Source organism: Streptomyces sp. NBC_01334, from assembly GCF_035983595.1.
GTDB classification, from domain to species: Bacteria; Actinomycetota; Actinomycetes; order Streptomycetales; family Streptomycetaceae; genus Streptomyces; species Streptomyces coriariae.
The window spans coordinates 62,365-83,415 of sequence record NZ_CP130719.1 but is presented as its reverse complement, the minus strand read 5'-3'; the positions used below and the strand labels follow the sequence as shown (position 1 = coordinate 83,415).

General features: G+C 68.8%; 15 protein-coding genes. 1 reads left to right on the top strand and 14 read right to left on the bottom strand.

The features are described from left to right. Window positions 1–80: 80 nt before the first annotated feature. The 5 genes from OG736_RS44865 to OG736_RS47415 form a co-directional block, all read right to left on the bottom strand. On the bottom strand, window positions 81–3,935 hold the full coding sequence (locus tag OG736_RS44865; RefSeq protein ID WP_327187951.1) for a CHAT domain-containing protein: 3,855 nt from the start codon (window positions 3,933–3,935) through the stop codon (window positions 81–83). Between the two features lie 34 nt (window positions 3,936–3,969). Next, entirely contained in the window at window positions 3,970–4,305 is a 336-nt protein-coding gene (locus OG736_RS44860; protein ID WP_327187950.1) for a hypothetical protein, read from the bottom strand. Window positions 4,306–4,904: 599 nt separating this feature from the next. Next, entirely contained in the window at window positions 4,905–5,345 is a 441-nt protein-coding gene (locus tag OG736_RS44855; RefSeq protein WP_327187949.1) for a hypothetical protein, read from the bottom strand. Between the two features lie 374 nt (window positions 5,346–5,719). After that, window positions 5,720–6,211: a DUF6928 family protein gene (locus OG736_RS44850; RefSeq protein WP_327187948.1), complete on the bottom strand. Its 492-nt coding sequence runs from the start codon at window positions 6,209–6,211 to the stop codon at window positions 5,720–5,722. Window positions 6,212–6,246: 35 nt separating this feature from the next. After that, window positions 6,247–6,321, bottom strand: coding sequence for a hypothetical protein (locus OG736_RS47415; protein WP_442817228.1), 75 nt, complete (start codon window positions 6,319–6,321; stop codon window positions 6,247–6,249). 498 nt (window positions 6,322–6,819) lie between these two features. Here OG736_RS47415 and OG736_RS44845 point away from each other — a divergent pair, with 498 nt between their 5' ends. After that, entirely contained in the window at window positions 6,820–7,668 is an 849-nt protein-coding gene (locus tag OG736_RS44845) for an SCO4651 family lipoprotein (protein ID WP_327187947.1), read from the top strand. 684 nt (window positions 7,669–8,352) lie between these two features. Here OG736_RS44845 and OG736_RS44835 read toward each other — a convergent pair. The 9 genes from OG736_RS44835 to OG736_RS44795 are packed head-to-tail and all read right to left on the bottom strand — an operon-like array spanning window position 8,353 to window position 20,397. Continuing rightward, window positions 8,353–10,977, bottom strand: a complete 2,625-nt coding sequence (locus OG736_RS44835) for an ATP/GTP-binding protein (RefSeq protein ID WP_327187946.1) — start codon at window positions 10,975–10,977, stop codon at window positions 8,353–8,355. Then, the gene (locus tag OG736_RS44830) at window positions 10,953–11,600 is read right to left on the bottom strand and encodes a hypothetical protein (protein WP_327187945.1); all 648 of its coding nucleotides are present in this window, start codon (window positions 11,598–11,600) and stop codon (window positions 10,953–10,955) included. Before OG736_RS44830 ends, OG736_RS44835 begins: the two co-directional genes overlap by 25 nt. After that, window positions 11,597–12,709 carry a C40 family peptidase gene (locus tag OG736_RS44825; protein ID WP_327187944.1) on the bottom strand — a complete coding sequence of 371 codons (1,113 nt, stop codon included), beginning with the start codon at window positions 12,707–12,709 and terminating at the stop codon, window positions 11,597–11,599. The genes OG736_RS44830 and OG736_RS44825 overlap by 4 nt, the downstream gene beginning before the upstream one ends. A gap of 35 nt (window positions 12,710–12,744) precedes the next feature. Further along, window positions 12,745–15,501, bottom strand: coding sequence for a hypothetical protein (locus tag OG736_RS44820; RefSeq protein ID WP_327187943.1), 2,757 nt, complete (start codon window positions 15,499–15,501; stop codon window positions 12,745–12,747). A 19-nt stretch (window positions 15,502–15,520) separates the two neighbouring features. Next, a complete protein-coding gene (locus OG736_RS44815; RefSeq protein WP_327187942.1) occupies window positions 15,521–15,871 on the bottom strand; it encodes a hypothetical protein in 351 nt (116 codons plus the stop codon). Next, window positions 15,868–18,555, bottom strand: a complete 2,688-nt coding sequence (locus OG736_RS44810) for an ATP-binding protein (protein WP_327187941.1) — start codon at window positions 18,553–18,555, stop codon at window positions 15,868–15,870. Before OG736_RS44810 ends, OG736_RS44815 begins: the two co-directional genes overlap by 4 nt. Beyond that, entirely contained in the window at window positions 18,552–19,130 is a 579-nt protein-coding gene (locus tag OG736_RS44805; RefSeq protein ID WP_327187940.1) for a hypothetical protein, read from the bottom strand. Before OG736_RS44805 ends, OG736_RS44810 begins: the two co-directional genes overlap by 4 nt. Continuing rightward, on the bottom strand, window positions 19,127–19,468 hold the full coding sequence (locus OG736_RS44800; protein ID WP_442817220.1) for a hypothetical protein: 342 nt from the start codon (window positions 19,466–19,468) through the stop codon (window positions 19,127–19,129). Before OG736_RS44800 ends, OG736_RS44805 begins: the two co-directional genes overlap by 4 nt. Then, window positions 19,465–20,397, bottom strand: a complete 933-nt coding sequence (locus OG736_RS44795; protein WP_327187938.1) for a conjugal transfer protein — start codon at window positions 20,395–20,397, stop codon at window positions 19,465–19,467. Before OG736_RS44795 ends, OG736_RS44800 begins: the two co-directional genes overlap by 4 nt. Window positions 20,398–21,051: the final 654 nt, after the last annotated feature.

Below are 21,051 nucleotides of genomic sequence, written 5' to 3'. Positions count from 1 at the left end.
TCAGTCGAGACCAAGGTGTACGCGGCATCGACAACAGTACGTATGTCGACGCCGCGTCTCAGCAGCGACACCGCCCGCGTTCAGATCCCGGCGTGCAAGTGGGCCGCCCACAGGTAGGGGGACTTGGGATAGCGATCACGCACCTTGCGCACAGTGTGGTGCAGAGCACGGGCCGCTGCATCCGTGTCGAGGCCACCATGCTGGACGGTGACCCCGCCGAGCTCAGCATAGAAGTCAGCTGCCATATGCGAGGCCACCTCGTCGTTTATCTCCCAGAGGGTGCCGATGACGTGGGGAAAACCCGCGAGCTGAAAGGCAGATGTGAGATGGATGGCCTCGTCGATCAGCTCCACGGATTCCATGAACGCTGTTCGGCACGCTGACAGGTAGGCCAGTTGAGCCGAGTCCATCTTCATTCCTGCAAGGCTCGCCACCGTGAGCGGATCACGTTCGTGGTCGTGCAGAAGTAACAGGCTCTGGGACGGGTCGTCGGGGTCGTGGGCACCGTGGCACGCGAAATGAACGATCCCGCAATCGGACAGGGTCTTCAAGACCCGAGCCTTGGTCGGTCGTGTCTCCGGCCCGGGGACGGTCATGCCGTCAGCTTCTGCACCCGGCGCCATGAGGAGCGTCGGCTCGGGCAGCAGGCCGCACAGCAGTGCGGCTTCTTCAGAGACGTGGTCCAGGCTGCCTTGAACGCCCGGAGTTGTGGGCATGGCCACGATCAGTGACCGGCTCACGGACGGCGCGGAGGTGTGACGACGGCGCGCGTGGTGCAGTGCGCGGATCGTGGTGGTGTACGAGGAGACGACACGGTCCATGACTGTCGGCGGTTCCCCGTCTCTCAAGTCCGCCCGGAGCGGCTCGGAGTGATGGCCGGCAGCGTGCAGAGGTAGCAGCGAGAGGAGCCCGCCAGGCGCCCACCAGACGCGGGGCCACGACTGTCCGGGAGCGGGCTCACCCGTGAAACCAAGGCTGCGCAGGACCGGTTCGGCCGCCGCGTTCCACAGCCACTCCAAGACAGCGTGAAGTGTCGCTTGCGCCTCCTTTCGCGTGAGAGGCGACATGCGCGGATCCGCAACGGTTTCCAGGGCCCTATGAAAAGTCTGTATCTGGTCGATGACGAGGTCGTACGTAAGGTCGGGCAGGTTCAGGGACTCGATTCCATCGGACGTCAACAGCAGTGCGTCGCTGCGGTAGTGGCTGACGGTGAAGCTCACCACCGGGCCGGAGGCGGCTTGTGCCAGGAGCTCACTGACGGCAGGGGGACGAGCGAAGCTGGCGAATCCGTCCTGCGCTCGGATGTTGCCCAGCGTGGCCTGAAGTTGGTCGGCGCGGCCGCGTCGTTGCTCCTCGGCATCGACCGCACGTACCGTGGCGCTGACTTGTCCGTCGGGCTCCGTGAGGGAAGCCAATTCCATCGGCCGGTCCAGCTCGTCCCGAAGTACCTCGAAGCGATGGGCCAGGTCGGGATGGCGCTCGCGAAGCTCTGCGAGGTCGCTCCGCATGTCCAACGCCTGGCTGTGGAGGACGCCGCGACCCACCTCGATCAACTGCAGTGCTCGCGCTGCCCGTTCAGCGGGTGTGCCTTCGCGAGAAGCAAGAGCTAGTGCCGCCGCATCTCCGGCCAGCCCGGACCACTTGCCCATGGCATGCTGCTGGTCACCGCGGCTCAGTCGGCGGTCTGCCACTTCGGGCAGCAGGCGTACGGCACCGTCCAGGAGATCAGCTGCGAGATCAGGATCCGACCGTCCGGTCATTGAAGCCGCTGCCTGGGCGGCCCGAATCCGAATCGAGGGCCTGGCCCCGTCGGCTCGCGCGCCTTCCATGTGGGCGGCCAGGGCACGATCAAAGTCCTGTCTCAAGTGAGTCCGCTGATAACGGCGGTGCAAGGCCGTCCCGAGCTGGAACAGGTAGTCGGCGCGCTCAGGATGTTCTGCCGGCGAGGTGTCGAGTGCGGCCTGACACACAACCACCGCGTCATCCAGGTCCGCAGTAGACCCGGTCTTCTTGAACCTGACGGTCAGCACACCTCCCAGCAAGGACAAGTACCTCGGGCGCTCAGGGTGGTGGGATGGAACGGTGGCGGTCGCATCCTGTCCCGCCGCAACCGCGCCGTCCAAGTCCTCAAAACTTCCAGCGCGCTGGAAGCGGGCATACAGGGCGGCGGACAGATTGGCGAGGAAACGAGGACGGTCAGGACTGCTTGCATCCACAATGCCGAGGACCTCGCGGTTCCTTCGGATCACCTCGTCGAGGTCTTGAGGGTCCTCGTACCGTTCATAACGCTGCAACAACACTGCGCCGAGATTGGACAGCATCGCCGCCAAGGCGGAGTGTTCACGGGGTGCCGTCTTCACAGCTCTGTGCGCGAACTCGATCGCCGCGTCCAGGTCCGACATCGCCCCAGTGTGCTTGGACCGAGTCCACAGCATCAGACCGACATTGGACAGACGGATCGGCCGGTCGACGTGACCGTCCGCAGTGGCCTGAGCGGAAGCGCGACTGGCACTGATTGCCTCGTCCAGGTCGGCCAAATCACCAGTGCATTCGAAACGCTGTCCGAGAGAGATGGCCAAGTTGTTTAGGACCGCGTTGAATTCGGTCTGGTTCGGGGTAATTTCCCCGGAGGCGGCGCGATTCATCTCGATGGCCGTATCGAGGTCATACCTGTCGCCGCCGATGCGGTATCGCGTTAGGAGAGCTTGACCCAAGCCGGAGAGACGAAGCCCACGAGCCCGATGCCCCGGCGGAAGAATCTCCAGAGCTTCCTGGAATGCGTTGACGGATCGGTCCAGATAAGCTGTTTCCCCGGTTCGTTCGAATCGAGTCAGCGTGATGCCGCCGAGCCCAAACAGGAATATGGAGCGTCCAGGATGCTCCTCGGAGGCAGCCTCAAGTGCGGCTTGGCCACACTCGATTGCGCTTTCCAGATCTACAGGGACACCAGTGCTCTCATATCGGGCCCGCCACGCGATACCAAGATTGTGAAGGATTCCTGCCTTTTCGTCGTCCTCGGCACACAGATCTGACGCTTCCTGGAAGGCTTCGATCGCCGCGCCCAGGTCCGAGAGGATGCCTCTCTCGGTGAACCTGGTCTTCAGCGCGTTACCCAGGTTGCTGAGTCCAGCAGCCCGGTCAGCAGGAGAGCTCGCAGCAGCCCGAACTGCCAAGCGTCCGATATCGATCGCATCGTCCAGGTCCGCCGCCCTACCTGCATAGGTGAAGCGTGCCATCAGCACACCTGACAAGTTGGATAGCATGACAGGCTGATTCGGATGCCCTGGTTCCATGCTTTCCACTGCGCCCAGGGCAGCGTCGATCGCCGCATCCAGATCGGTTGGTTCGCCACCCGCGTCAAAGTGGGATTTTAGGAGGACGGAAAGATTAGACAGCGTTCCCGCGTGCCCGGTTTCGCCGCGGGGGATAGCGGCCGCGATGCGCCGTAGGAGATCGGTCACTCTTGCGCGCAACTCCGGGCTCGGCGAGGCGTTCATCCCTTGTTGGATCCTCCACACAAAGGAAAGCGCGCGCTGAGCCACGTCTGGAAGCAGTTCGTCCGGCAGATCCTCCTCATCTGCGCCGAACACGAAGCAGGGCGTGAACTTCGCGACGGCTTCCTCTCTGTCCCGCTGCCCAGCCCCTTCGGGAAGTGCCCGGTACCTGAAGGCGTGCAACCAACCGAGGACGTAATGACCTTCCAGGTCGGACTCGTCGTTTCGGAGTATTGCGGCAAGTTGGCGGGCCTCTACCAGTGCTTCCGGTTCCAGCACCACACCAAGGTCCTGTTCACGGGCCAGCCGTTCGAGCCGTAACCCCACCACAGCAATCCGCTGCTCCAGTTCGTGTTCCCTTGCGAAGTCTTGCTCGCGCCCCTGCATGAACCGTCCTGTACCTTCCCGGTCTCCGATAGGTCTGATTGCTGCGCTGTCCATGTCTGCCAAGGAGAGCCACTGAATTCGACGGAGCTCACGAAGCCGGTTCTGTCACAGGCGCCGGGCTGCTCAGCCGTCGCATGACCGCGCCACCGAGCAGAGGACCCAGCGGCTGTTCCTCGATGCGCAGCTTGTCGGCCAGATCCGCCAGGTAAAGGCGCACGGATGCCTCCACCAACGTGGCGTAGGTGTCCGAGGCAGTACGGAGGCGACGTGCCGAGACGACCACCATCGTGGCGGCGAGCGGCGCTGCGGGCCACCACCACCAGGCCAGAGGCAGATAGAGCAGGGCCCATCCACCGAGGACGGCAGCTCGCGTCAACGCGGCACGGGCCGTACCGATCTCGCCACGTATCTCTTCCGGCAGCACCAGCCAAAGGTGTGGCCAGAGGATGAGGAGATTGATATGTGCGTCTCGGTCCAGCCGGACCGCCGTTGCGTGGATCCGATCACCACTCCAAGTCGGCCGTTCAGGCCGCTCCACGGAGATACGTTCATACCTGTGGGCAGCGCGGTGACGCTGCCGGGTCCTGGGACGGTCGGCCGGTCGCGGAGCGCGTTCCAGAAACCGTAGGGCTTCGTACTCCGCCCGTGACGCGTCCCAGAGACGCTGGCGGCGTGCCACGTGCCGCTCAGCCAACTCACCGAACAGCCACGGCCATGCACCCCAACCGGCAGCCAGGGCCACACGCTCGACTAAGGAGCCGAGGGACTGGGCAGACAGACCAGCGGCGGCCGCACCGGCCAGGATGGCAGCGAGTAGCACGACCTGGCCGCCTACCGCGGTCGCCACGGGAGCTCGGGCAGCGTCCGAGATCGCGTGAGTAAGCCGCCCCATGTCCAGCGCGGCGCTCTGCCCGAGGATGTGTCCGGCTGCGGCGACCGCCAAGTAGAGCGCGCCTGGCAGTACGAGGAGAGTCAGCCACCGCTCGGCCAACTTCTTGCCAAGTTCACTGAGCAGCCCTCCCACTACGGGAGCCTCTCCCGGATCAGCGCCGTCTCCCCTGGGGCGAACTGGCAGCGTGGCACGTCGTTATCCGCTTCAGGACCGGATCGACCGATGCATAGCTGCAAGGGACACCGGTACACGACGTCCAAATCGGCAACACCGGCCGGCATCACGCCGCGGCCCGTTCCTCCGTACACCCCCGCTGGGTCGCCTGCACCTCGAACCGCTGTGTGCAAGGCGTCCAGAAGGGCAGTGAGCGAGACATCGTCCGCGGGCGGCCCGCCAACTGCGGCTTCGACGGCACATAAGGCGGCATCGTCCTCGTCGAGCAGCGCGGCGAGGTCGTCCCGATGGCTACACACGTACGACAGTGCCTTGGCGATCCTCAGGCCGCCTACTTCCACCTGGCTCGTCATGTAGAACTCCGCCCCCTGCGCCTTGTTGATCCACCAGGCCGCCATTCTTGCTCCAAATGCGCAGGTGCACGCGCAGGTTCGGCCAACTCCCTCGGGCAGAGCAGGGAGGCGTCGAGGTGCTTGAAAGAACGGTTCAGCCGATCCTCAGCGCGAGCGATGCGTAGGCGGTGGTACACCATGCGCCGCGCTGCCGCTGACGGCGCACCGCATCGCGTAAATTCTCCTTCGTAACGCGACATGCTGAAGCAACTGCCACGCCGTCACTCCGCCGCTTGGGAGAAATCTGGGAGATCTCGCCCCCCAGAGCGCCCGCGACACCACCCGAGACCAACGGCCACCAACACCCTGACCTGGGTATACATCCTTCGCGACTGGTTGGCAGCATGATCGAACCTCATTCGGGACGAAGAATTCGTGAGCTAAACGCCGTCGTTCTCGACCATCAAGCCGTCAGGCCCAAAGGTGTATAAGCGTGGCGGTCCCATCGCTTCCCCAGCGCATTTCAGTTCGGCTTCCGGCTTCACGGGACCAGGGCCCTGTGGATCCCGCACCCGGAAGCCGTGGAGTCGGATGTGGTCCGCGTTGACGTCATCCGCCTCGGGGCGGCCCTCCTGGACGAAGCCGCAGAGCGCTCGCAGTGCGTCTTCTCCCAGTTCCAAGGGGTGGAAGGGCAGTGGATAGGGCTCCTCGTCTTCGTCTTCGTCCGGCCAGGAGACAACGTCGGCTGAGCGGTCTCCGGCCCAGTAGGGCAGTTCGAACGGGAACGGTTCGCCGATGTTCTCCATGACGCCGTCCGGGGACAGGCTGAGGGAGCGGACGAGCCGGCCGTCTTCCCACACGGCGAATGCAAGCCAGTCGACGACGCTGTGCATGTTGTGCAGGACGAGCCGTCGGCCCGCGCTTGCCGCCACGAGGTGCTCCGGGAGTTGTGAGGGAAGGTCAACCATCATCCCCCCCGATCACCGATGACCTCCACACCCGGCCAGCAGGCCGCATACACCGTCCCCTCCGGGGGGTACACGCCGTCTGAGAGAACTGAGACCTCGCACTCCTCGCCCCCCTGCCCGGGTAGAGCCGCCGCATCATGGTGGCAGTCCGATCACGGTCCGCCGCTCCCACTCGTCGCAGCAGCTCCGGTACGTCGCCGTCGGCGTACACCAGCAGACCCGTCTTGGCTCCCAAAACCCCTCCCAGAGTGCTGCCCTTGATGGCAGACGCACCATAGCCACCCGCACTGACAACGAAGGCGCACCACCAGCGCACCAGATCCAGCGGGGAGCAGCGGGGAAACACGGTGAGAGCAACTGCCCCCGACTAGGCCACGACCCAGCCGTTCACCTTGGTCAGCGCCCGCACCAGGCGCCAAGCTGAAGGTCCGGCCAGGGGCACGGCAGCCGAAAGCGGGCGAGCACGTCTGACGCGCATACCTCACAAGCCCCCAGCAGCCCGCAAGACACACCCCCAGTTAGGCTCGCGGCCTTGGCATGGATCTGCCATCTGTCTTTGGGGGTTTGTGGGAATGTCCGTTCTTGTTTCCGTACCGCGCAGAGTGACGAGCGTGGCGGTCGCGGCCGTACTGCTCGCTGGGGGATCGGTAGCCTGCGGAGGGGGCGCCAAGAGCGATTCCGCGGTTGCAGCCCCACCCAAGGTGACTCCCGCGGCCGCCGTGGCGAAGGCTGCGAAGAACTCCGAGGACATCACGTCGCTCCACTACCGGATCAGCGGCACCGTGCCGGCGAAAGGCCGTCTGGAGGCCGAGGCCTCCATGAACACAAAACCGCTGGCCATGAGTATGAAGATGACCGCTGCGGCCGACCAGGGTGGGGATCACCATCTGGAAATCCGGTTCGTGGACGAGGCGATGTACGTCGGCGGGAGTGGGGTGAGTTCCGAGAAGCTGAACGGCAAGAGCTGGCTGAGCGCTGCGCCAGCCACATGGGGACGCAGCGCGGTGGACAACCAGTCCTATGGCGTGCTGCCCAGTCAGCTACAGGGGAACCCAACTGCGCAGTCCACGCTTCTGACCGGGGCCAAGGACCTGCGGCTGGTCGGCACTGAGACGGTCGACGGCGCCAGGGCCACGCACTACAAGGGGACGGTCAACAGCGACGGCCTGATTGGAGAGCACCTGGATCAGTTCATACAGCTGGAAGTCTCCGACCCGCTCACCATGGACCTGTGGATAGACGGCGACGACCGCACCAAGCAGTTCCGTCTGCGGGCCGAACACAACGACATGCTTGCCGGCACCGGAGACGGGCCGCTCGATCTGACCATCACGTTCCTCGACATCAATCAGCCTGTGACCGTCAAAGCCCCGCCGGCCAAGGACACCGTCCCACTCGCGGACGACGCGCAAGAAGGCTGAGCGGCACCTGGGCAGAGGAGAACCCCTGACACGCTAGCCCCCTTTCAGTCTCCGTCTCATTCAGCCCCGTTCACGACCGTTCAGGCGAGGCGCACAGCCCTGCCGGAAACCGACGACCTACCGGCCATGAACCCAGATGAACGCCCCTGCACACGGCCCAACACCCCACCACCACAGTGGGAGAGCGTGTTGGGCATCAGGCGGTGCCGACAGCTCCGCCAAGGAGCAGGAGAGGGGGGTGGGGATCTACGGCCTGGAACATAGTCCCGAGGTGGCTCCCGGGGACATTTATGCCCACCCCCCTTGACCGCGGACCTCGAAGGTTCTCTGACCGGTCTCACTCCACCACGCAAACTAGCAAGCGGCACTGACAACAGGCCGGGACCAGGAGAAGCGACAGTGCCTTGCTGCGGTACAGCAACGAAGTACAGGAACCCCAGCAGCCGCCAGCGCCCAACACCGCCCTCACACTCCTCCCCGCAGCCTGTATGACCTCCAACGACCGATCTCTACAGAGCTACGAATCAGAGGGCTTCAGGGCAGGTGTCGCGGTATCGGTGACGGACAACGGAAGTACGAGAACGGCCCCGAAGGCCGAGCATCAGGACTCAGACGCCGAGCACGGCCGAGGCCTCGGCACGGGCAGGGTGATCGCCCACCGGAAACCCGGTTCGACGGTGGCGGTTACTGGTATCGCTTCTTCTGCAGCTGTGCAGCTGGCTCGGCGGTGGGGGCGAGTTGGGCGAGGAACCGGTTCACACGGGACAACTGGTCGGTGGCGCGGGTGGTGAGCTGGTCCAGGGGCTGGGCGCCGGCCATGGCGCGGGCGGCGCGCTCGAGCGCCGCCGTCTGGCGGGGTCGTGCGTAGTCGGCGAAGACTTCGTCGAGGTGTGGGCCGGTGATCCGGAGGGGACCGATGCGACGGCCCCTGACCGTCAGGGATATGTAGTGCTCGTAGCGATCGAGCGTGGCGACGACGGCAGGTCCGGGGCGGTCGCCCCATTCCGCTGTGATCGGAGCGATGGCGGACTGCGATCCGGCGGTGGACGCGAGGGTGGAGGCGTTCTGGACCAGGGAGAGCCGCACGGGGGTGGGCAGGCGGGCCAGGAGCTGGGTCATGCCGTGGACGTGGACGCGGTATTTGCGGAAGTCTTCGAACATGGAGGCGATCGTTTCCGGGGCTGCGCCGGTGAGGGTGATCAATTCGTCGAAGTAGGGTCGGAACGGCTCTCGTTGGGCTTCGGGGGTGTCGCGGCGGGAGCGCACGGCTCGCAGTAGGTCTCGGGCGAGGAGTGCGGTGATCAGTCGGTCGGTGGGTCCGTTGCCGCCCGGGCACACCCACACGATCATCTTCGAGTCCATCGCGGCGCGGATGTTGTAGCGGCCGGCGGGCTGGCCGAGGAATGCGCGGGTAACGGGGTTCGCGGCGAGCCGGGCGAGCGGGTTGAGGACCACGGCGAAGGAGTCCGGAGCCAGGGTGGGGAATACCGTCTGCCACCAGGAGCGAGTCTCGTCGTCCAGGCGTCCCTGAACGCCGGCGAGCGCCGCAGCACGGAAGGCCGCATCGGTGAGCAGCGCCCGCACGTGGAAGACCGTGGCCTGGTCTTCGGCGCGTCCGGCTTGGCAGGCGGCTTCGTTGACGGCCACCAGCACCGCCAGGGAGGCGGTGAGGATGGTCAGCGCGCGGGGTGCGCTGGAATCGTCCCAGCCCAATGCGGCCGCGTAGGCGTCCGCGGTGGCCTCGACGACCTCGTGCGCCACCTGGCCCTGGTGCATGCCGAGCGGGTTCCATGCGCTGACCTGCGGCGCGGGCCCATGGGCGTTGAGGTCGACGAGCGCAATCCGGTCCATCAGCGCGTCGTGAGCCAGGAACGGCAGAGCGCGGGGCCAGGAGTCACGGTGTGGGTCGACGAACATCAGCCCGCCGCCCGCATGAGCCCAGCCGATCGCCTGCGCCAGGGCCCTCTCCGTCTTGCCGCCGCCCGCCTTGCCCACGCCGACCTCGAACAGCGTCTCCTTCGCATAGCTTGCGACCAGACGCCGGCGGCCGTCGGGTGCATGGTAGATGCCCTGCAGCAGCAACTGAGGGTTCCCGAACTTGAAGGTCGGCAGGTCCCCGGCGAGCAGCGGCAGCCGGCAGTGCACCGTGGGCGGCTTGAGCAGACCCGTCAGCTCCTCCAGGCGCACCCAGTTCGGGCGGGGCGGCTGGCAGTGGCCCAACGTCCAGCGACGCTCGAAGCCGCGCCTGCTGGGCCAGCGGTCCGCCCCGAACCGCCACGGGCCAACCCGCCATCCGCGCATCGCCCAGCGTGAACCGCCACCGAAGACGTCGAAGGCGGCCTGGAGCTGGGCGAGCCGGGCCTGGGAACGCCCTTCCGTGTTCGACGCGCACATCACCAGCAGCTGCACGCGCACCAGGTGGTCGTCATCGGCGAGCTTGCCCAGCGCCTCTGCGGGGTCCACCCGGCGCGGGACGGGCGGCATGACCAAACGGCGCCCGCCCCCGCCCTGCTTGCCGCTGACCAACTGCTGGAGCTGCCAGGCCACGGAGTCCTCGACGCCGGTGGCATCCTGCCGCACCCACCGGGCCGCCCGCTGCGCTTCACGCCGCTCCCTGCGGCGGGCGTCCGACATCAGCTGAAGGCGCCGGGCCCGCAGCGCCCATTTGGGGGCGCGCTGGATGTCGAGCCGTATCTCAGCCAGGTCCCCGAGCTCCGCCCGCAGATCGGAGACGGCGTCGATCAGGGGCTGGAGCGGATCCGGGTCCAGCGGAACGTCCCGCAGCGGGGCCGTGGGCTTGCCGCGCAGAATGAACTCCGCCCGCACCACATGCTCACGCGGCTTGTCGACGAGGTGACGGGCCCGTTTCACGGTGACGGCCGGCCCGAAGGGCGTGATTGACAGCAGGCGTTCGCCGCCGGCCGGGCCTTCGATCCGGTAGCGCAACGGGCTCGAGCCGTCGGCGCGCAGCCGGATCTGCACCGCCTTCGACCGCCTGGGCGCCCACCACGGCATGCTCGTCGAGGCCCGGGCAAGCTGGACCCCACGGCGGAAGATCTCCTCCAGGCCCGGTTCGAAGTGCCTCGTCGGCACGAGTTCCAGTGCCATCCGTTCGGCCGAGGCCTTCCTCGCCAGACGGCGCATCACCGCCTCGCCCATGACCCAGACGACAAGGGCAGCCGCCATGGGCACGTACCAGTAGGTGATCAACCAGTCGGCAGCGTTGACCAGGCTGGCCAGCAGACCGAGGACCTGGCCGGCCGCCGTGTCATCCGCCCGGTCGGTCAGGTACGGGGCTGGGGTGTCCATGTGGACGCGCCTTTCGTCGACGTGCGGGTGAAGTGCCAGTCGGTGATGCGCCGGTCGGTGTAGGTGCCGCCGCGGTCCGTGGCCGCCCACACCAGGTGCACCACCGCCTGGTTCGGGCTTCCGTCGCGGCGGGCGATGGCGGCCTGGATACGGAAGCGGGCGGTGGAGAACGCCGGTGCGATCACCTGGTCCGGATCGCCGAAGAGAGCCGGCCACTTGGCGCGGTCGACCCCTGTGGCGTCCGCCCGCAGCAGGCCACGGCCCGCCGCGAGGAGCGTGTGCTCGTCGTCAGCGGCAAGGTCGGCGGGCCACGCATCCTCCAACGACTTCTGGATGGCGGCATCGCCAGCCACGCCCTCACCGTGCGGCGGCAGCGCGGACGCACTGGCCGACTGCGTCGACGCGGCAGAGGCCGTGGCCTGCGCGGGCGCGCCGGCTGGCGTAGCGCGGCTGCTTGGAGCGGTTGCCGCAGGGTGCGCCGGGGGAGCGGTCGCGAGCGGTGGTGCCGAGATCGTGGGCGCGCTCGGCGTCTGCGGCACCGTCAGCAGGATCCCCCCGGCCACGACCAGGAACATGGTGGCGATCAGCAGCAGGCGCGGCGAACGCGCCGGGGAGCGCGTCATAGCAGCCGGGCCCCTCCCGCGTATCCCGGCATCGCGCTGACCGCGTCCAGGCGGACCACGGCACCCGGCCTGGGGGCGTTGATCATCTGCCCGCTGCCGAGGTAGATCCCGACGTGATAGATCGTCGCGTCCCGGCCCGGAGCGTCGGCGTAGAAGACGAGGTCACCGACCTTGAGCGCGCCGGTACCGAGACCGGCGGGTATCCGCTGGCCGACACCGGCCTGCGCGGCCGCGGTACGCGGCAGGCGAATGCCGGCCTGCGCGTAGGCGTACACGGTCAGCCCCGAGCAGTCGAAGCCCTTGACGGTGGTGCCGCTCTTGCCGCTCGGCGAGCAGCAGATGCCGTACGACGTGCCGCTCGCGTTGCCGCCGCCCCACGAGTAGGGCACACCGCGCTGGGCGAGCGCCGCCTCGATCACCGCGCGGACCTTCCCCGGCACGTTCTTCAGGTCCGGGTCCTTCGCGGCCGCCGTGTACTGGTCGATCCAGCCCAGCACGTTCGCCACGTACTCACCTGAGTGGTTGTACTGCAGGACCGCGGCCCTGAGCTGAGTCCGCTTGGTCAAGTCCCGTCCGTTGCCGCACAGGTATTTGGCGGCGCCGAGGGCTGCGTCGTCGGCGTTGTGCGGGTCGGCCGCCTTGTCCCCGTTTGCGTCCTCGCCGACGCCCTCCCAGGTGGACGGCAGGAACTGGAAGGGTCCGACCGCGCGCTCCCCGCTGGCGGTGCCGTCCCACTTGCCGCCGTCGGTGTCCGGGAAGACGGCGGTGTTCCCACCGGCACCGGAGCCGTTGAGGAGCACCCCGTAGATCTTCGGACGGATGTCTCCGCCTGCGGTGACGCTGCGGCCGAGGGCGTGGTTCGACTCGACCTTGGCGATCCCGGCCAGTATCGGCCAGCGCATGCCCCGGCACATGGGCCTGTACTTCCCCACCTGCTGGGCGGCCTTCTTGTAGGCCGTCAGCATCCGCGCGGGGATGTCTGCTGCGGTGCCGCCGTCTGCGATCCCGCCGTTGTCCTGGAGCCCGGTCTGCAGCGCGACGTACGCGCTGATCGCGTTCGAGACAGGAGCCGCGCAGCACACGCCGGTGAACAGCAGCAGCACGGTCACGCATCCCCACCGCCCCAGGCGGCGCCCCGGCGCCCTCACTGGTCCTCACCGTCCTCGGCCTGCCACTGCGCCCGCATCTGGCGCAGCCGATCGGCCTGGCGTTGCTGTTCTTCCTCGGGCCCGTTGTGCCGCAGCAGGTCCCGCATCCGGGCCCGCGCCTCCTCGCGCGGTGAGCTGCGGGAGCCTCCTGCGCCGGGAAGGGCCGGGCCTGCCCTGTCCGGCGCAGGGCTCGCCGGGCGCGTGGCACTGCCGCCCGCGAGCCGGTTTGGGGACGTCGGCGTGCCCGCCGGCGTTGCGTTGCCTCCAGCCGCAGACGTCGGCGCGGTCGGCCGAGCGGGGGCTGGCCCCGGACGGCCAGCGGGGCTGCCGGTGCGTGCCGCCGGCGGCTGGACCGAGTTCGGCCGCGGGGAGGGGGCTACCGTCGGTGCTGCCGGGAGGCGGCGGCTGCGGAACGGGCCTGAACGGGCGGCCTGCCGGCCCACGTCGGCCCAGGCGTGGGCGTCCTCGCGGACGGTGTTGCCCCACACCCGCACCTGCTGGCGGGCGTCCTGGGAGTAGCGCGAGCCTCCCGCGCGGGCCCGGCGGACAGTGGCCGGGAGACCGACCGTCGCCTCATACGCGGTGCGCCCGCCCCGGCTGAGGATGCGGTATCCGCGCAAACGCACCAGACGGTTGTGGGCGCGCGTCGACAGCAGCGTGCGGTCGATGTTCTGGTCGTGCAGTACCTGTCCCGTACGGCGGTCGATGACCTGGCCGTCCTCGTCGCGGTAGCGGTCGGGCGGGCCGCCAGGACGGCGCGGCCCTCCGCCTCCCGAACGGCCGCCGCCCGGGCTGGTGGTCGGGCCACCTTCTTCTGGGTCGCCGTCAGCTGTGGGTTTGCGCCACTTGGCCAACTGCTCGTTGTCCGGCCGTCGGCCGATCAGCAGCCAGTGGGAGCCCTTCGCGCCGAGCCGCACACCTACTGCGCCCAGGGCGGCCGCGGCGGTGAGCGGGGCGAGCCCACGCCTTGCTTCGGCGCCTGCGTCGGCAAGTACGCGCCCGGTATCGACCGGCATGCCCGCCCCGTCGCCCAGCGACGTCAGTGCGCCCATCAGGCGATGGCGGGTGCCGAGCAGCCCGAACCGGCCGCCACCGCCGCCAGCGAACATGCGTAGTCCGCCGCCGTATCCGCCCGTTGCGGCGGGGGAGTTCATGGCGAGCGCGGCGCCGAGCTCGGAGGTGTCGCCGGGCAGGTGGGTGCCGCCGACCTTGGCGTAGCGCATGCGCATGGCCATGCGCTGTCCGAAGGAGGTGATGCCGCTCAGCAGGCGGCGGTGCCCGGCCGCGCCGGCGATGGCGAGGACGTCGATGAGCAGGATCCGCTCGACCATCAGGTCGGGCCCGTTGGTGATCGTGGCGTCGATGGCGATGCCGAAGAAGGGGATGAACGCGCAGATGCCGACCACGGCCAGGACTGCGATGCCCCAGATCGACAGCCACTTCCACACCGACTGGCGGGCGGGTCCGGGCAGCATGCCCGCGATGAAGGTGACGCCGCCGATGGCCGCCGCGGCTGCGCAGATGCCCTGGGTGCCGAGCAGCACGATCGCCGAGGAGAGCAGCGTGCCGCAGATGAACAGCGCGGCGATCAGCAGGAGCGCGGCGCCGCCGACCCGCCACCAGGTGGGTTTCTCGGCGTAGGCGGCGCAGGACTTGCCGACCTCGCCGGCCCTATTCATGTCCGCGAGGAACGCGTCGAATTCGCGGTCTTCGTCGGTGACGAGCGCGTTGGTGGTGTCCAGCAGCTCACCGCCGGGAGTCAGGGCCGGAAGCCCGTCTCCGCTGCCGTCTGCGTTCGTGACGCCCTCGATGTAGCCCCGCTCGCAGTACTGCTTGGCCGGGCCGTGAATCTTGCTGCACGCCTTCTTGCCCTGGTCGGTGACCTTGGCGTTGCCTACCTTGTATCCGCCGGTGATCCATTTCAGGTGGATGGCGTAGGCCTTGCGGTCGGCGGGCTTGGCCGGGTCGAGGATGCGTCCGTACTGCAGGAGCATGTACGGCTTGACGATCAGGGCGTTGGTGATCGAGTCCTGGATAGGACGGGCCACTTCGGTTGAGGAGACCAGCCCCTCGCTCTCCTGTTTCTCGCACTTGATCTCGGCGTTGCCGGCCATGCCCGCGCAGGGGTCGTAGCTGGCGAGTTTGCCGCCCCAGTCGTAGGAGTTGACGGATTGCTGGGCGACGTCGGCGGCGACCTGCTGGGACTGTCCCAGCGGCCCGTCCTGGGAGAGCAGGGTGTCGGGGCGGATGAGAGCCGAGGCGGCGAACGCCCCGATGAGCAGGGTGAGGAAGATTTCGCCCAGACCACGCCCGACCCGCCCGCGCACGATCATGAACCCGGCGAAGACGAACGCCCACGCGAGCAGCAGACCCTTCAGCCCGAGGGTGTCGACGACCACGTCGTCGTAGGTATCGGCAACCTTCTGCGCTGGGCGGGTGAGGATCTTCAGCAGCGGGAACCTGAAGGCGACCTCGATGGCCCACCCGGCCAGTCCGACGAGCAGCCTGATCAGGGTGAACAGCCCGGACAGGGCGAAGGCGAGGGCCTGCGTCTTGAAGGCGACGATGGAGCCGCCTGAAGCGTTGAGGTCGTACCCGTCGATCGGTACACCCTCGGACGAGGTGATGTTCAGCGGGGCAAGCAGGTCTCCGGTCTCGCTGTTACTGCTGCTGGCCGCGTACACGACCTGGCTGTTCACCAGAAGGAACACGCCGGTGAGCAGCACCACGAAGCCAGCCGAACGCAGAGTCATGCGGTCTGGACGGAACACTTCAGCGCCGCCTTTGCCCAGCAGCGGACCGCAGCCGCCACACCACCAGGGCAGCCACACCGGCACCGGCGGCCACCAGCCTCCACGCAGCACCGGCAGTGTCCTGCTGACCGGCGGCGGTGGTGGCCCCGCGCTCGCAGTACGCCTTGGCCGGCCCGACGATCAAGGCGCAGGGATCGTGGTGCGCGGGGCGGGCATCGGCGGCGAACGCCTGCCCGGTGTGCGGCCACCAGGCGTCCGGCAGGCCGACCCCGAGGGCAAGGATGACCGCGCCGGCGATGACGGCGATCACAGTGAGGACGCTCACGACCGCGGCGATGCGCCGGGAACGGTCCCAGGACGAAGTGGTCATCGGACGTGCTCCTTCGGACGGGCGTCCACGGCCTCACCCACAGCGGGTGCGGAGCGCGGTGCGGCGCTCATGCGGCGTCCTGGCGTGGTGGTGATGGAGGTGGTGATGCGTGGGATGCGGGGGATGGAGACCTTGATGCGGCCGGTGTTCTGCCGCGGGCAGGTCAGCAGGAACTCGCCCTCCCGGCCCTTCTGGCCGACGGGGGACAGGCCGGTGGTCACCAGCCGCAGCAGCTCCGGGTCGCCTGGGTCGAGGCCGACGAACTCCAGGCCGCGGCGGGCACGTTCGCGATCCGCGGTCCGGGCGAGCGCCCGGTAGGCCATCAGGCCGCGGTCGGGGCCGAGTTCCTCGGCTTCGTGGGATGCGCCGAGCAGGCCGGCGCCGTGTTTACGGCCGTCGTGGAGGATCTCGTGGACCAGGGCGGTGCCCTCTGCGGACGAGGTGAGCCAGTACAACTCGTCCAGGACCACGGCGGTGAACCGCTCCGGGTCCTCGAACGCGGTCTGGCGGGCGATCGCGGCAATCAGATAGAGCACCGCGCGCCCGATCAGCGCCTCCAGCGGCTGCTGGTGCAGAACCTCCGGATTGGCGAACGCGGCCTTCGGCGGCAGTTTCAGACCGGTCGTGGTGATCACGATCATGTCGGAGTTGCTGGAGGCGTCCAGCCGTACCGGCGGCAGCGAAGGGTCGAAAACCATCGCAGCCAGGGAGTTGGTGGCGACGACGCGGATGAGGCCGGCGAGGGTGGCCGCCGCGTCCTGCCGCTTGCCCGCTTCGCTCGTGGCCATCTCCTCGAGGACCTGAAGGACGCGGTGCATGGACGGCTCCGAGCCAGCGGCGGCCTGCTCCACTGCGTGGTGCAGGACCTCGCCGCTGGTGCTCATCGGGCCGATGCCGAGCTGCAGGGTCAGGTAGGACAGGGCGTAGTGCCGTCCCTCAGGCCCGGTGAACATCCGCAGCGGGTCGATGGACACCTCGGCCTGCGCGGCGTCGATGATCTGGACGCGGCCCTTCGCGGCGGTCCGGGCGAAGGTGGCCCACTCGCGCACGGGGGTGCGGTCGATGCAGATCGCGCATCCGCCACGTGCCCACACCGCCTCGGCGATCAGCTTCTGCAGCACGCTCTTCCCAGCGCCGAGATCGCCGACGATGCCCATCGAGGCAGAGGCGTCCACCCTGGGCGCATCCGCCACGTTGATCATCACGGGTCGGGTGGTGCCGCAGTCCAGGTCGATGCCGAGGAACATGCCGTTCGGGTCGCCGACCTCCGCGGCGGTGAAGGCCCCGGAAAGCGCCCAATCCTCGCCGACCTGATGCTGGGTGAACTCCCGCACCACACCGGGCCGCACCGTGCCGGGCAGGCCCAGAGTGAAGAGGGCCTCCTGCAGGCCGGCCGGGCGCACAGCGCGGTAGTCGGCGCCGCCGAGCAGCGCAACCAGGGCGCGAGCCCGGGCGTCGCAGACGGAAGCGGTCGGCCCCCACACCGTCAGCACGGTTACGGACTGGACCTCGACCTCCACGCTGGTGCGGGAGAGACGGGCGTCCAGCTCGCCGAGGTCCCGGGCTGCCTCGGTGAGCGAGGCGGGCATGCCGGTGGGGCGGGCGTCATACTGGTCCGCTTGGTCGATCAGCTCGTTCTTCTTGCGCCGGACCTGGCCGCGGGCCTTCTCCGCGGGCACAAGGGTGAGGTCGACGGTGTAGTCGACGGGGAAGTCCAGCAGCTCCAGCTGGGCGAACAGATCAGCGGCGTCCTGGCCGACGGCGGGCGGGCACTCGGCCAGCGCCAACTGCGCCTGGTAGCCCACCCCGATGTCCGTCTCGACCTGCAGCCAGCGCCGCCCGAGCGGCGAGCCGGTGTTCAGCCGCCACCAGGCCTTGCGGCCCGACCGCGTGAGCTGTCCCGCGCTCTTGAGCTCGTCGACGTCGTCGAGCTCGGGGTCGATACCGCCTTCCTGCAGGCGAACCTGCCCGAGGTCGGCGTAGCTGGGGGAGCGCAGCACCCCGTCCCGGATGCGCCCGCCGTACAGCTCGCTGCTCTCGGCCTCGGCCAGCAGCGGCTCCGCGAGACCGCGGTGGAGGGCGTGCTCGATCATCCACACGATCTCCGCCGGGCGGGCGGGGCGGAAAGCTATGCCGCCGGCGAGCGCTGCCTCCACCCGGGAAGCCTGCTCGCGGTAGGCGCTCACCTCGCGCCGGGCCACCAGCGCCGGACGCATGCCCAGCATCGGGGACAGCTCGGCCCACGCCGCGCCGAGGGACGCCGACACCTGCATGCCGGCGCTCTCGGTCCGCAGCGGCACCGCCAGCCACAGGGTGCGGCGGTGCATCTCCTGGTCGTCCAGCAGATCCAGGGCGGCCTCGACGTTCTCCACCCACGGGCGCCGGCCCGCATCGGGTGCCTGGTCGGCCGGCTCGATGCCCTCGATCATGCGCAGGGCGACCTCGCCCGGGTCGACCTGCGCGCACAGCCCGAACAGGCGCGGCGCCCCGGACAACGACCGCACCAAATGTGTGATCTTGGCGAGCTGTTCGTCACGGACGGCAGCGGGAACGTACGTGCCCTGAACGGTCTCCTCCACCCGTCCCTGCGCGTCCGGGCCGGGGTGAAGACGATAGAGGGCCCACACGCTGCCCTGCGTCGACCACACCAGGTGCCCGGCGATGTGCCGAATCGGAACCCTCACCGTGCACCTCCGCCCTGCCCGGCGAGGGCGAGCAGCTGCTGCACACCCGACACCGGACGCGCCGGCGCTGCGGGAGCCGCCGGCTCCGCGGGCTGGCGCGTGGACGAGCGACCGGCTACCGGGTCCGGGCGCGCTGCCCGGGAGGCACGCTGCACACCCGGACGAGACGGTGAGGCCGCCGCGGCGAGAGCGGGCGCATCCTCGATAGTGAAACCGCCGAGCAAGGGACGGGACCCGCGGTCGCGGGCGGCCCGCCCACCGATCCGCCCTCCGCGGGGCTGCCAGGTAAGCAGCACCCAACCCAACGCCGCCTGCATCGGGGCACGCCCCCGGATCTTCGGCCGCCGCACGGCCCAGATCGTCAGCAGCCAGGCCACGAGCGGTACCGGCCCCATCCACGACCACCACGCAATGGTCTTGATGAGCAGAAAACCGCCGACGACGGCGACCGCGATCTGCGCGGGGGTGTACGGGCCGAGCGGGATCTTCCAGTCGGCAACCTTGCCCAGCACCCACGGGTGACGGCGGGCTGAGGTGTAGAAGCGGCCCACCCGTGCCGCGGCGGCCGCGCTCACAGCCGGCCCCCGACGCCCGGCGAGTGGTCACGAGAGGCCGGGAGTTCGGACCGGACAACCCCCGGAGCGGCGGGCGCGCCCTTGGACGGGTTCTTCACCTCGTTGGTGAACATGTTCGCCAGGTCATTGCGCGAGTTGTACAGACCGAGCGCGATCACCATCAGCAGCAGGGCGCCGATCCCCGCCTTCAACGAGAACTTCTGGATCATGGTGACGACGACGAGGACGAGCAGACCGGCCTGCAGGCCCTTGGCCGCCCAGTTCTTGAACATGGTGATCCACGAGTTGCCGAGGTCGTCCAGCTGCCCAGCGAGCATCAGGCTGTGCACCGTGTTCACCGCACACCGCCGTCCTGGACCGTGCCGGACTCCAGCGCCGCGACTTCCCACCGGCCCGAGCGGGCCTCGAGAGCCAGCTCGTACGCCAGCGGCCACCGGCCGTCGGCGTCCCGAGCCTCCACCTGGACCAGGGCACGCACCTTCGTGCCGTCGGCCGACACCTGCCCGGCGGCCGCGGCCTCCTCGACAGCGGACACCTGCTCGACGGAGACCGCCTGGTACGGGGCGGGAGAGACAGCCGACAGCGTCACACCGGGAGCCAGGTAGCGGCTCACCTCCCCAGAACCGGTCAGGTACGCGGCGAAGAACTCCCCGACCGCGGACGACAAATCACCCTCAGGGACAGTCACGCTGTACGACGACTTCGCCACCCGGGCCCGGGCCGGACCGGCCACCACGCCGGGCGCACCGGTCACCGTGAACGATGCGCCCGCGCCGCCAGCAGCAACCGGCACGGCGTAGTAGCGCAACCGTCCATCGGCGTACTGCGCAGCCACCGTCACCGACCACGTACCACCGGAGCGCTGCGCACTGCGCACCGCCGTCACGGACAGAGGCTTCGACTGCGCACCCGCGGCCGGGTCCGGCAGTTCGACGTCGGGCGCGAGCGCCTGCGCAAGCCGCGCCTGCGCAGTCGTCGCGTCGTCCGCGCTGCTGCGCAACCACGCACTGACGAACAGCTGCGCATAGCCACCCGGGTCGGCGACAACCGCCGCAGTGCGCACGGCGGTGGGCTTGGCCGGGGTGGCCGCCTCGACCGTGGTCGGGGTGGAGGCTACGGCGACGCACAGGGCGATCGGGCCAGCTGCGATGACGGTCCAGACCGCCAGGAGCGAGAGGCGTACGCGGCGGCACATCGCCTCCAGCCGGGCACCGGCCGCCATCGGAGCAGCGGCCTCGCTCTGTGAGGCCTGCTTGCCAGGGGACATGGTCAAACTCCCAGGTCAGAACGGATGTTTCTGACCTCGAGAAAACCCGTCGGCCCCGACCCGACCACCGACCATGAACCCCCGACCAAGGTCACGATGGGGACACGAAGTCCGTGGTCGGGGTCATGGTTGGCCCGACCATGACCCCGACCACGGGTCAGCCGCGAGCCGGCGGCAGGCCATCGTGTCCGGGGCGCATTGCCTGGACTGGCGACCGCCGTGCGATCACGTGCCGCCCGGCCACTGGACCCGGGCATCGATGCGCAGATGGAAGTCGGCCGGGCTGCGACAGACGCCTGCGCAGTGCGCCAGACGGACCTGCGCAAGAGAAGACCAGGAAGTCCGGGCGGACTGCGCAGCCAGCCCGGCACAACTCGACTGCGCAGGATCCCCGGGCCAGTTGCGCAGCCCGATTGCGCAACGCCTGCCGAGCCTGCGCAGTCGGCTGCGCAATCACTGAGCGCCGGGGCTGAAGGTTCATGGTCGGCCCGACCATGAGCCCGACCACGGCTGCTAGACGGCTCCGTTGTCGGATCGTGACCGATGGTCGGGGCTCGTGGCCGTCAGCCTGGTCGGGGTCGGCGGGTGAGCTGACGCCATGGAACACACGCACGCCTCCACGCCCAGGACCCCCGGCCGCCCCACCGCGGCGGG